Source organism: Allorhizobium sp. Av2 (genome assembly GCF_021462805.2).
GTDB lineage: Bacteria > Pseudomonadota > Alphaproteobacteria > Rhizobiales > Rhizobiaceae > Allorhizobium > Allorhizobium vitis_G.
Genome location: NZ_CP192697.1, coordinates 580,930 through 593,679, shown reverse-complemented (window position 1 = coordinate 593,679; position 12,750 = coordinate 580,930). Strand labels below are relative to the sequence as shown.

Below are 12,750 nucleotides of genomic sequence, written 5' to 3'. Positions count from 1 at the left end.
TTCAATCCTCCTCCGCAGTTACCAAAGCGAAAACCTCGCCTTCCTCACCCACTGCAATATCCACCCGTGTCAGTCCTTGCCCCAGGCAGGGGCCAAGCACACATTCTCCCGTCTCCAAATCGAACAAGGCGCCATGGGAATGGCAGGCGAGATGCGTTTTCTCGCCGTTGAAATAAGCATCCGTCTTCCAGGCCATCGGCGTTCCGCTGGAATAATGCGGGCAAGCATCGAGCCAGGCATGGAGCTTGCCGTCGCGTCTGACCACGATGATCTTGCGACGGAAGCCTTCAAGCGGGCCGAAGCCTTTAGCCTCGCCCTCGCCAACGGCGTCCTGTCGGCAGAGGAATTGTCGGGATGACATGGCCTCTTTCCATCACGTCAGGACTTGGCACCGGGAGGCGGACCACCACCGGGCATCCACTTCTCGCGCATTTCGAACAGGAAGAGTTGAGACGCCTCGGCACTGATCGGCACGTCGCGGCCCACCCATGTATCGTCGTGCTTGTCCATGTCGGCGTCGTATTCGAAGTGACAGCCAAGGGGGCTGTTGAAATACCAGAACCAGTTCGATCCGAACTTGTGGCGGCCAGGCCCCCAGAAACTCTGATAGCCCTTTTTGACAAAGCGCGTTCCCGCAACCATCAACTCCGTCGGGCCACCCATATGGAAGGCAAGATGCTCACAGCCTTTCATGTAATCCGGCGTGCGAATGAAGAAGAGTGTGTGATGATCGTCATTGGCCTTGGGCCGCAGGAACGGACCTGCCCCGCTCAATGTATCGGTGACGACGAAGCCGAGGCGATCACAATAAAACTCGGTTGCGATCTCGATATCGGGAACGAACAACACCACATGGCTGAGCGACCGTGGCAGTGCCGGCATGTCTTCCCAAACGCCGATTTCATTCGGTTTGCGCTGGGCGGGTGCGCCCGGCGCGTTGATCTTTTCGGCTGGCATGTCGAGTTTCCGGCGGATCGACACCTGGAACTTGAGCTCGAAGCCATGACTATCCTTCACTTCGATCGACCCGTTGGACAGCCGCGTGACACGGCGATCCTTGGACAACTCTGCTTCGATCGCATCCAGATCTTCGGCTGTGCGCACCCCATACACCTGCTGGCGCAACATGTTCGAGGTCGGCAACGGCGGCGGAAGGGACGGATCGGACTTATGGCGAACGATAACGCCCGTGCCGTCCAAAGCTTCGAACAGCCCACCGGCATCCGTCACATCAACCGGCTTCAAGCCGAAAGCCGTAAGATACTCGCAACTGGCGGCGACATTATCGACACCAAAGACAAGATAATCGGGTCCAATGATGTTCATGGGACATTCCTTTCTTTCATGACGTCTGGCTTTTATTTGGCGAGGTCTACGTGACCGGCGTGGAGAACGTATTCGCGGGCAATGGTCAGGCTAAAGCCGGTATCGCCGGGGCGAAGTCCGCTGATGGCGTCGCGGCAGGCTGTTGCGAAAGCGACACCGGCAGCCTCATTCGGCAGCCAGTATTCGTCGATGGCTGTGACCGGGCCGGGAAACAGCGGGGTGTTGCGGCAATATCCAAGCAACCCGTGAGAGACCGTATCGATCACATCCGAAACAGCGCTTGCATGCGGCTTTTCACCAAACCAGGCCAGGAATACCTTCACAGCACCTTCGCGCGATTGCACCGGAATGATTATTTCTTCCGAGCAAGGCGTGCCGATCAGAGTGGCGTCATCGACCATTTCCGGCTCGTCGGGCTGTAGATATTGCAGATAGAACGGCGTCTCGCGTGACGCCTTCAACCCTGCCAGATCCTGAGCCCAGACCTCGGTGACGAAATCCAGACCAATCGACAATGCCTTGACCTGCGGCGTACCGCCAAAATAGACACCATCGAAAGCATGATTTTGAACATAGCGCTGCGGTGCTTTCACCGGATCAAGCGCGATATAATCCAGCACGAGCTTGCCGTGATGGTCCTTCATATGTGCGCGATGTTCGGTAAGCGTTTGGCCCAGCCGACGGCGTCCACAGATCATGAGTTTAATGGTCATGGGTTTTTCCTGACTGCGATGCGTCCACCCAGGATCTCCGCCACCCAATCGGCAATATAGGCACCGGCATTTGCCGAATTGTCGAAGCTGGAATGCTGGACGCCACCGGTGCGCTCGTCGAAAATCTTCAGTTCGCGGTTGGGACTATTGACCAGCTGATCATAGGTGGCATGAGCCCATTGAAGAGGAATCTGGCTGTCTTTTTCACCATGGGTGACAAGAAAAGGCACATGAATCCGGTCGAGAATGCCATTGAGATGAACCTTCTCAGCAATCTCCATGAAGTCGTCCATATCCTTGGCGCCCCAGACCCACATGACGTGGCTCCAGTAATGCGGAACGGGGAGATTGCCCTCACGGGCGAGACGCTTTTTCTGAACATCGCGCCAATCGTGATTGGCACCCCAGGCAACACCGCAGGCAAAGCGCGGCTCGAAGGCGACTGCGCGAGGACAATAGTAACCGCCAAGCGACACCCCTTCCATGCCAATCCGCTTGGCATCGATATCCGGCCGGTCCTCCAGCCAATCGACCACACGGCTTGCCCAATGCTCGCTTTCGTAGCGGGCCGTCAGTCCTTGCAGGCGAAGGGCTTCCCCCGTCCCTGGCTGATCGACGATCAGCGAAGCGACACCGCGCTTGGCAAGCCATACCGGCAACCCCACCAAAAACTTCATTTCCTTGGTACTGTCGAGACCATTGACCTGGACCAGAAGCGGTGCGGCACCTTCGACGCCTTCGGCGGGTACGTAAAGAGCAGAAAGATGCTTGCCCTCATAGGGAATTTCTACCCGGCGACAGGATGAGCCGGACAGTTTCAAGCCCTTTTCAAACGCATTCAGAACGCGCTGATACAAGGCCACCCGGCCCTCAGAACCATGGGCAAGCAACCGTTCTGCGGTCAGCATGTAATTGGCGGCACGGATCAGCTTGTCACCCGCAGAAATCAACCGGCCCTTGGCTTCGTCTTCCTCGGCGAGGGACACCAGCTTGTCCGCCATCTTGATCCAGGTCTCGCGGAAAGCTTGCGTGCCGGCTGCATCAGGCGCTTTGGCCGCCTCCTGCAAAGGGGCGCACATTTCTTCGATCTCGCCCATCCGGGCACCCATCTCGATCGACAGATCGACAGACAGGTTCCAGACATAATTGGTCGGAAAATACTTAAACATCGGGTCTCCTCGAACTCGCCTCCTCGGGCGATTTAGGCGATGGGAGAACCGCGCTGCCAGCGTTAAGGCCAAGCAACGATATTTCCTCCCTGACCCAAGATGTACTCAAGAAAAACTCGTTTACAAAATTGCATTGATGAATGATTTGTATTTTTAAAATAAATACATGAATCGATTGATCCCCCGATAATTTGGCTGGTTATTCGAGGGATTCCTTGGGAGGGGGACAATCATGCGCTTCAAGAATCTGGACCTTAATCTGCTGGTGGCGCTCGACACGCTGATCAGGGTTCGCAATGTCAGCCGGGCGGCAGACGAAATGTTCATCACCCAATCGGCGATGAGCAACGCCCTTGGGCGTCTGCGCGATTACTTCGATGATCCGCTGCTGATTCAGGTCGGGCGATCCATGGAATTATCCCCCCTCGCCGCCTCATTGGAACTGCCCTTGCGCGACATTATCGTGCGCATCGAGGCCGCCGTTGTGTCGACGCCGTCCTTCATTCCCCATGAATCAACCCGCAGCATCAACCTCATCGTGTCCGACTATACGCTCAACACGATCATACCGCCGTTTTTACGACAGGTGTCGGCGCTAGCTCCGGGTGTGCAAATCCATTTCCAGCCACAACAGAACTATCCCCATCTCCTTCTTGAGCGCGGAGAAGCGGATCTATTGGTGGCGCCAAGCGACTTTTGCTCGACCAATCATCCATCCGAGCCTTTTCTGGAAGACCAGATCTGTTGCGTGGTGGATGCGGACGGACCGCTGGCCGAAGGGCCTATGACGGAAAATGATTTTCTTGCCGCAGGTCATGTGGTGATGCAGCCGCCCAATGGTGGAGAGACCTTTGCCCAACGCGCCTGCGACAAGCTCGGCCTGAAGATCAAGGTGGAGGTTTCGACTTTTTCCTTTGCCTCCCTACCCTTCCTTATCCGTGGCTCGAAACGCATTGCCATGGTTCAGCGCAGCCTGGCGGAATGCATGCTCAATCTGGGCGGTATCCGCATCATGGACCCGCCTTTCCCTCTGCCACCATTACAACAATGTCTGCAATGGCACAGCTATCGCACCCGCGATCCCGCACTGGTCTGGTTCCGATCCCAGATGCAGGAGGCAGCAGCGAGAGTTCGTCAGAAAAAAATGGAACCCGACCGGGACAGGGAGCATGACATGGTTTCCGGCTAAGCGCTGTCGGCGAGCCGTAAAAATCGAGGATAAACAGTGAAGTGCCGCTGCGCCTCAAAAGCGCAACGGCACATCGTTTGCCTTATACCAAGTCTCGAATGACCCTTCTTTTATTCGGCCGCCATACGCATTGGCCTGTCATTGTCCTGATCATGGTCATCGTTGACATGCTGGACCAGCGGACGATTGCCGGCCAGTTTGCGGATCAGCACGTAAAAGACCGGCGTCATGAAAATGCCGAAGAACGTCACGCCAATCATGCCGGAAAACACCGCAATACCCATGGCAGCGCGCATTTCGGCCCCGGCACCGGTTGAGGTGACCAGCGGAACGACGCCCATGATGAAGGCCATGGATGTCATCAGGATCGGGCGCAGACGCAAGCGGCTGGCCTCGATAGCCGCCTGAACCGGTGTCCTCCCTTCAAATTCCAGCTCCCGCGCGAATTCGACGATCAGGATGGCGTTTTTGGCCGAGAGCCCGACAAGCACGATCAGGCCGATCTGGGTGAAGATATTATTGTCTCCTCCGGTCAGCCAGATCCCGGTCAGCGCCGCCAATACGCCCATCGGCACGATCATGATGATCGCCAAAGGCAGGGTCAGGCTTTCATATTGCGCCGCAAGCACGAGATAGACCAGAAGCAAAGCCAGCGGGAACACCAGGAAGCCCGAGCTTCCCGCCAGGATCTGCTGATAGGTCAGATCGGTCCATTCATAGCCGATGCCTTTGGGCAGCACATCGGCTGTAATCTTTTCGATTGCCGCCTGGGCCTGGCCGGACGAAAAGCCAGGTGCCGGTCCGCCATTGATGTCGGCAGCCAGAAAGCCGTTATAGCGGTTGGTGCGTTCCGGCCCCGTGGTCGGATCAACCCGCAGCAGCGCAGACAACGGGATCATCTGGCCCGATGCAGAGCGCACCTTCAACTGACCGATATTGTCGGACGTTGCCCGAAACTTGGCATCGGCCTGGGCGCGAACGCTGTATGTGCGGCCAAAGGCATTGAAGTCATTGACGTAGAGCGAACCCAGATAGATTTGCAGGGTCTGGAACACATCGGTGACGGAAACACCGAGCTGTTCAGCCTTGGCGCGATCAAGATCGGCATAGAGCTGCGGCACATTGATCTGGAAGCTGGAAAACAGGCCGGTCAGCTCAGGTGTCTGGTAGGCCTTGGCCAGCACAGCCTTGGTGGCTTCATCCAGCGCCTGATACCCCAGTCCCGCCCGGTCTTCCAATTGCAGCTTGAAACCGCCGGTCGTGCCGAGACCCTGGACGGGCGGCGGCGGGAACATGGCGATGAAGGCATCCTGGATGGAGGAAAACTTCTGGTTCAACTGCATGGCAATCGCCCCACCGGACAGATCAGGCGTCTTGCGCTGGTCGAAATCCTTCAGGGTCACAAAGACAATGCCGGCATTGGAGGAATTGGTGAAACCGTTGATCGACAGGCCCGGAAAGGCGATGGCGTGCGCCACGCCCGGCTGGGCAAGCGCAATATCGCTCATCCGTTTGATCACATCTTCCGTGCGGTCAAGGCTGGCAGCATCCGGCAACTGGGCAAAGCCGATCAGATATTGCTTGTCCTGTGCCGGTACAAACCCACCCGGCACGGCATTGAACAGGCCATAGGTGGCACCGGCCAGGGCCAGATAAACGACCATGACAATGCTTTTGCGCGACAGCAACCCGCCGACGCCTTTCCCATAGGCATTCGAGCCAGCGCCGAACACCCGGTTGAAGCCTCGGAAAAACCAGCCCAGCAGAAAATCCAGGCCGCGCGTCAGCCGGTCCTTCGGTGCATGATGGCCCTTCAGAAGCAGAGCGGCAAGCGCTGGCGACAGGGTCAGAGAGTTCAGCGCCGAGATCACGGTCGAGATGGCGATGGTCAAGGCGAACTGGCGATAGAACTGGCCCGACAGACCAGAAATGAAGGCCAGCGGCACGAATACCGCAACCAGAACCAGGGCAATGGCAATGATCGGCCCCGACACTTCCTTCATGGCACGGTAGGTCGCTTGACGCGGCGACAGGCCATTTTCGATATTGCGCTCGACATTTTCGACAACGACGATGGCATCATCCACGACGATACCAATGGCCAGAACCAGGCCGAAGAGGCTGAGCGCGTTGATGGAAAAGCCAAAGGCATACATCACGGCAAATGTGCCGATGATCGACACCGGAACCGCGATCAGCGGAATGATCGACGCCCGCCAGGTCTGGAGGAAGAGGATGACGACCAGCACGACCAGCGCCACAGCTTCCAGCAGGGTATCGACCACTTTTTCGATGGAAGAGCGGACGAATTTGGTGGTGTCGTAGACGATTTCGTATTTGACGCCTTCTGGCATCGCCAATTGCAGCTCATCCATGGTCCTGACCACTTCATCGGAAATGGTGATGGCGTTGGAGCCCGGCGCCTGGAAGACAGGAATGGCGACAGCGGCCTTGCTGTCCAGCAGGGAGCGCAGTGCGTAATCGGAAGCGCCAAGCTCGACGCGGGCAACATCGCGCAATCGGGTAATCTGACCGTTTGCACCGCTTTTGACGATGATATTGCCAAAATCCTCGGGCGTTTGCAGCCTGCCCTGCGCATTGACATTCAGCTGTACATCGACGCCCGGCAGGCTTGGCGAGCCACCGATGATCCCGGCTGCGGCCTGAACATTCTGGGCGCGGATAGCCGTGGTAATATCGCTGGCCGCCAGTCCGTGCTCGGCTGCCTGCTGCGGATCGATCCAGATGCGCATGGAATAATCGCCGGAGCCGAAGATCTGTACCTGGCCGACGCCTGCAATCCGGGCGAGCCGATCCTTGATGTTCAGGACGCCGTAATTGCGCAGATAGGTAATGTCATAGCGATTATCAGGGGAGATCAGGTTGACGACCATCATCAGATCGGGAGAGCTTTTGACCGTGGTTACGCCGAGGCTCTTGACCTCTTCCGGCAGACGCGGTTCGGCCTGCGACACCCGGTTCTGCACCAGTTGCTGGGCCTGATCGGGGTCAGTGCCGAGCTTGAAGGTCACAGTCAGCGTCATCACGCCGTCCGAGGTTGCCTGGCTCGACATGTACAGCATGCCCTCGACACCATTGATCTGCTCTTCGAGCGGCGTTGCTACTGTTTCGGCTATCACCTTCGGATTGGCGCCAGGATAAGTGGCCCGCACAACAATCGACGGTGGCACGACATCGGGATATTCGGAAATCGGCAGCGACCGCATGCCGATCAACCCGGCGACGACGATCAGCACCGACAGCACCCCGGCAAACACCGGTCGGTCGACAAAAAATCGGGAAATGTTCATTTCAAAGCCCTCTCCGGCGTGAAACAACTCCGCCCTCGGACAAAAGCGATGTTTCGTCCGGCAAACGGTGGATATGGATATGACAGTCCTGCCCGGCGGCCTTTGCTGCCGGGAGGATATTGGACCTGACCAGTGTTCGCGCTTTGCGAAAAAAGCGTCAGGTCGATGCGCAGGCTATGCTTACTTCGACGCCGCGAGCTTTTCTTCTAGCTGCGGAACAACCACTGCGCCCGGTTTGATGCGTTGCAGGCCGTTGACGACGATCGTATCGCCAGGAACAAGCCCGCTTTCCACCACACGCTGGCCTTCGGCCACGGCGCCCAACTGGATCTGGCGGTAATTCACCTTGTTATCGGCATCGACCACGAAAACGAATTTCTTGTCCTGATCGGTGCCAATCGCCCGTTCGCTGACCAGGATCTTGTTTTCCGGCACGGGTTGTCCCATGCGCACCCGCACGAACTGGCCAGGAATAAGCCTGCCGCCCGGATTGTCGAAGACGGCGCGCACGCCAATCGTACCGCTGGCGGCATCGACCTGGTTGTTGATCAATTGCAGCTTGCCTTTGATCGGCGTGCCGTCATCGGCCAAAGTGCCGATTTCGACCGGGATGCGGTCGATGTCGGCCAAGGCGGCCCCGGTTTGCGGCAGTTGCGAAAGAGCCTTTGCCACCAACTGTTCACTGACATTGAAGCTGGCATAGATCGGATCGACTGACACCAGTGTGGTCAAGACCGAAGAAGACGAACCCGAGGCCACCAGATTGCCCGCCGTAACCTCAAGCTTACCGACGCGACCGGAAACCGGGGCGCGCACCTGGGTATAATCCAGCTCCAGTTGAGCCGATTGCAGCTGTGCTCTGGCGGTTCCCATGGCGGCTTGGGCCTGGGTAAAGCTATTGCGGCGCTGATCCATGTCGCTTTGCGAGATCGTGCTGTTGCCCGATAGTTTCAAGCCGCGATCCAGTTCGATCCTGGCAAGATCGACCTTGGCTTCAGCTGAAGCGAACTGGCCTTCCGCCTGATCGACAGCGGCCTGATACGGGGCGGGATCGATGGTGAACAGCAGATCGCCTGCCTTGACAAGCGCGCCCTCTCGGAAATGGACGGATTGGATGGCTCCGCCGACCCGTGGCCGCACATCGACCCGTTCAACAGCCTCGAGACGGCCGGAAAACAGCTCCCAATGGGTGAAATTCCGGCTGGAAACCTTGGAAACCGTGACCGGCACGGCAGGAGCCGGTGCAGCCGCCGAGGCCGCCGTTGCCACAACACTCATCGGCAATTGAAGAACCACGGATACGGCTGAAATGGACACAACAAGGCCCAGGCCGGCGCCCATAAGGGCCCAGCGTTGTTTTCTGGATGACATTGGCAATCTCCTTGCGGCCCCCACAGGCCGCCATTGTTCATTCAGGTTTCACGGCATTCTAGCGAATGCTGATCTGTTTAACGAAGTCTTCGAACTGGCTTTCAAGCTCAGGCTCCCATGTCGACGCATGGATCTGTTGACCGTCATAGATGGATGACCAGCCCTTCCCGGAAGGCAGGATCTGGCTACAGGTTTTAACGCCGGCCTGCTTCAGGCTTTGCGCGAACGCAAGACTTTCATCACGCAGCGGATCATCCTCAGCGCTCAAAACTAAAGCAGGCGCGACGCCAGCGAGACGCGAACAGAGGCAAGGTGCCGCATAAGGATGGCATCCACCACCGCTCAGATAGCGGCTCCAGCCTTCCGCCCAGCGCTCCCGCATGCCGATGGCTTCCGCTTCACGAATGGACGCCGTCCCCATGAATGGATCGAGCAGCGGCGACAGCAGGATCTGGCCGTCGAGTTCGTTGGCGAAATGATCCCGCGCCTTCAGCGCGACGCTGGCGGCAATATTACCACCCGCCTCAACGCCTGCCAGCAACAGCAGCGATTTGCGGTCGCCAAGCCCGGCACGCTTGTTGGCGAGATAGGAGAAAATCGAAAAGCCCACCTCAAGCGGACTGGGAAAGACCGGCCCGAGCGGCGCATTGTAGTCCGGCACCACCACGATAGCGCCGGTCCTCGCCAGACATGCCGCCACCGAACTGTACACCACGCCGGATGCCATGAAGGCACCGGCGTGAAAGAACAACACGACCGGCGGCCCCTTGCCATATTCGGCACCCTGATAGACACGCGCCGACACTGGCCCGACGGCCAGCTTGTCCAGCACCATATCTTTCACTTGTACCGGCATTGGCACCGACATTGCTTCGACTTCCTTAAGCCCCCACTTTCGGGACCTCTGATTCCCCCGGTCCGACCAGCAGCCCCCGAGATGAGATATGCACGCTTGCAATTTCCTGTAAAATCTACTGTTATTCGCCAATCGGAACAAGCTGGCGTTTTCTTACTACACTGTTCGTATTTTCGAATAATAGTGCAACGCACATCAACAAGGCCAACTCCCATGGACCAGCTCTCAGCAATGCGTGCCTTCATTCGCGTGGTGGAAACCGGCAACTTTACGCGGGCGGCTGAACGGCTTGATATGCCGAAGGCAACGGTCACCAATCTTATTCAGGGGTTGGAAGCCCATTTGCAGACCAAACTGCTCAACCGGACCACCCGGCGCGTCATGGTGACCACGGACGGGGCCTTGTATTATGAGAGAGCGGTCCAGATCGTTTCGGAACTGGCTGAGCTGGACGAAAGTCTTTCTAATGCGCAAAGCACACCCCGCGGACGTTTGCGTGTCGAAATGTCCGGCGCCTTTTCAGATTGGATTGTAGTTCCCTCCCTCTGCGACTTTCATCAGAAATTTCCAGATATGCACATCGATCTCGGCGTCAGCGACCGGATGGTCGATTATCTTGCCGAAAACGTCGATTGCGCCTTGCGGGCCGGTACGCCCTCCGATCAGTCACTGATCGCCAGACGGGTTTGCGACGTGGAAATGATCACCTGCGTCGCCCCCCGTTATATCGAAAAATTCGGCATCCCCGCCCATCCGCGCGAACTGGAAAACCACCACTATTGCGTGAACTATTTCAGCAGCAACAATAGCCGGAAAATGCCGTTCACGTTCAAAAAAGACAAGGAAGAGTTGGAGATCAGCGCCCGCTACATCGTGTCTGTCAACGATAGCCGCACCTATATGACCTGCGCCCAGAACGGCCTTGGCATCGCCCCGATTCCCCGGTTCATGGCCGCCAGCCTCATCGCATCGGGCGAATTGGTGCAAGTGCTGGCGGATTGGAGGCGTGAGCCGCTTCCTCTCTACATCGTCTATCCGCCGAACCGTCATTTGAGCAACAAGGTCCGGGTTTTCGTTGATTGGCTGGTAAAACTCCTGCTCGAAGCCAGGCTCAATGAGGGCTGAAACAACGACGTCACAGACCCCACAACCCTTTGAAAAGGAAACTATACAAAATCTATCGATATGATAATATCGTTTATTGCCCACCTGTTTGGCGGGCTGCGGCTCTCGTGAAGCGGGAAGAGACGTCACTAGAGCGTTTCTGCCCCACATGTCATCGCAGTAACGCTCTAACTCTTTGTTTTTACGCATTTCCGGACGGAAAACCGGTTTCCACTTTTCCTGGAAATGCTCTTGTCCGGAATTTCGAAATCGAGACAAAAGGGAGATGCCGTCATGGGAACATTCTCGCCCGTTTTCGACCGACTGGCTAGACCAGTTGCCTTCATCAAAGCCGAGGACGAAGCCCTTGGCGTCGCGCATATCCTGGTCGAAAGTGCAGTGCCGACAGGTGATGGGTCCTATGAAAAAGCAATCCTCGACCATCTGCTGAGGTCAGGGCTTCTCGGCATTTCCGTCTCGACCGATTACGGCGGGATCGACGTTTCAAATGTGTTGTTATCGACCATTTGCTGTGTGCTGGCAAAGGCTTGTCCCACCCTGGGGGCCATGCTTGCCGGTCATTATAGTGCATTGGAATTGTTGCGCAGCCATGGCAGCGAAGCACAGAAATCCTATTTCTTTGCTGCCGCACTGGCAGGCATGCGCCTGGCGCGCGTCAAAGCACCGTCTGCGGCAAGCCTGAAAGACAGGGGCCTGCACCTTTCCTATAATGGACTTGGCTGGTCATTGAATGGCACCGGCATGGCGTCACCGAACGCCGCTTCCGCCGATTGGATCATGGTGTCCGTCCATGACCAGGCTGAAGAGCCGGCCCATCTGTTTTTCCCCGCCGCAGCGGCGGCGATAACGCCGATCGCCAATTCCCTTTCAGACAAAAGCCAGCCGGATCGGGGTGAACCGGTGCTATTTCGTGACCAGAGAGGCGAAAAGGACGCGCAATTGCAGGCTCGGCGTTTGGCACAGGGGCCGGATGTGCCTCAAGCCATGGACCTGCTGTTGCAGGCATCCGTAGAGCTGGGGAGAGGCAAAGCTGCATTCAGCCAATTGTTCGGAAGCCCGGTATTGGCCCCCTCTCATCTGCCTGACGACACGTTCGAACCCGATTTTGACCCATCAAAAACCGACGCCATCGCTGATGCCGCCCTGCGATTGGCAACAGCCGAAGCCGTGATCGAAAAAGCCGCCAGCGCCATTGATGCCGCCCAGATCGGCACACAGGACCGGCATCGACATACCGCCTTCCTGATCGCATCGGCAGCCAATGCAGCAGCCGTGGAAGCCTCGACAATCGCTCAGTCTGTCGCAGCGGACCCACGCTTTGCACATGCAACCGCACATCTTGGCGCGGTCGAGTTCCAAAGCGCTGATGCCGGTATCATCGTTTCGCTTTTGCGCAAAGGTACACTTGGCTTGAGCGGTTTTTCAGATGATGATTCCAACGGCTGACTTGCCGATGAATGCTGCCAGAGTTTGGCTTAGAAAAAATGGACAATCGTTTTCCCGAAAAACAAACGAAAACCAGAGAAGTGAGAGCCTATCAGTTCAGTCTGAAGCTGATAGGCTCTAACATTTCTAGTAGATTCTATTGTATGCATTGCAGCTTTGAAGTGTTTATGGGCCTAGGAATGCAAAAGATCGCCATTTTTTAGAATTTTTTTCCCATAATATAATCTATTGAAATTATGGATTA

10 protein-coding genes are annotated in these 12,750 nt (G+C 57.0%); 3 read left to right on the top strand and 7 right to left on the bottom strand.

Annotation, left to right across the window (positions count from 1 at the left end):
• Position 1: 1 nt before the first annotated feature.
• Genes FS819_RS20605 through FS819_RS20590 form a run of 4 tightly spaced genes read right to left on the bottom strand, consistent with a single transcriptional unit; the run spans position 2 to position 3,208 of the window.
• On the bottom strand, positions 2 to 361 hold the full coding sequence (locus FS819_RS20605) for a Rieske (2Fe-2S) protein (protein WP_156547441.1): 360 nt from the start codon (positions 359 to 361) through the stop codon (positions 2 to 4).
• Between the two features lie 17 nt (positions 362 to 378).
• Positions 379 to 1,326, bottom strand: coding sequence for a VOC family protein (locus tag FS819_RS20600; RefSeq protein WP_156547440.1), 948 nt, complete (start codon positions 1,324 to 1,326; stop codon positions 379 to 381).
• Positions 1,327 to 1,358: 32 nt separating this feature from the next.
• Positions 1,359 to 2,039 (bottom strand): EthD domain-containing protein, encoded by a 681-nt coding sequence (locus FS819_RS20595; protein ID WP_156547439.1) that lies wholly within the window; start codon positions 2,037 to 2,039, stop codon positions 1,359 to 1,361.
• On the bottom strand, positions 2,036 to 3,208 hold the full coding sequence (locus tag FS819_RS20590) for an alpha/beta hydrolase family protein (RefSeq protein ID WP_156547438.1): 1,173 nt from the start codon (positions 3,206 to 3,208) through the stop codon (positions 2,036 to 2,038). Before FS819_RS20590 ends, FS819_RS20595 begins: the two co-directional genes overlap by 4 nt.
• Positions 3,209 to 3,440: 232 nt before the next feature.
• Here FS819_RS20590 and FS819_RS20585 point away from each other — a divergent pair, with 232 nt between their 5' ends.
• Positions 3,441 to 4,397: a LysR substrate-binding domain-containing protein gene (locus FS819_RS20585; protein ID WP_156547437.1), complete on the top strand. Its 957-nt coding sequence runs from the start codon at positions 3,441 to 3,443 to the stop codon at positions 4,395 to 4,397.
• A gap of 110 nt (positions 4,398 to 4,507) precedes the next feature.
• Here the strand turns inward: FS819_RS20585 and FS819_RS20580 are convergent, their stop codons facing one another.
• The 3 genes from FS819_RS20580 to FS819_RS20570 all read right to left on the bottom strand — a co-directional run bounded on the left by FS819_RS20580 (position 4,508) and on the right by FS819_RS20570 (position 9,935).
• Positions 4,508 to 7,708 (bottom strand): efflux RND transporter permease subunit, encoded by a 3,201-nt coding sequence (locus FS819_RS20580; RefSeq protein WP_156547436.1) that lies wholly within the window; start codon positions 7,706 to 7,708, stop codon positions 4,508 to 4,510.
• A gap of 180 nt (positions 7,709 to 7,888) precedes the next feature.
• A complete protein-coding gene (locus FS819_RS20575) occupies positions 7,889 to 9,079 on the bottom strand; it encodes an efflux RND transporter periplasmic adaptor subunit (protein ID WP_156547435.1) in 1,191 nt (396 codons plus the stop codon).
• A 58-nt stretch (positions 9,080 to 9,137) separates the two neighbouring features.
• Positions 9,138 to 9,935, bottom strand: a complete 798-nt coding sequence (locus FS819_RS20570) for an alpha/beta hydrolase fold domain-containing protein (RefSeq protein WP_156547569.1) — start codon at positions 9,933 to 9,935, stop codon at positions 9,138 to 9,140.
• Positions 9,936 to 10,148: 213 nt separating this feature from the next.
• Between FS819_RS20570 and FS819_RS20565 the strand changes: the two genes are divergently transcribed.
• The gene (locus FS819_RS20565; protein ID WP_060717337.1) at positions 10,149 to 11,060 is read left to right on the top strand and encodes a LysR family transcriptional regulator; all 912 of its coding nucleotides are present in this window, start codon (positions 10,149 to 10,151) and stop codon (positions 11,058 to 11,060) included.
• Positions 11,061 to 11,333: 273 nt separating this feature from the next.
• Entirely contained in the window at positions 11,334 to 12,506 is a 1,173-nt protein-coding gene (locus tag FS819_RS20560; protein ID WP_197434024.1) for an acyl-CoA dehydrogenase family protein, read from the top strand.
• The last annotated feature ends 244 nt before the right edge of the window (positions 12,507 to 12,750 follow it).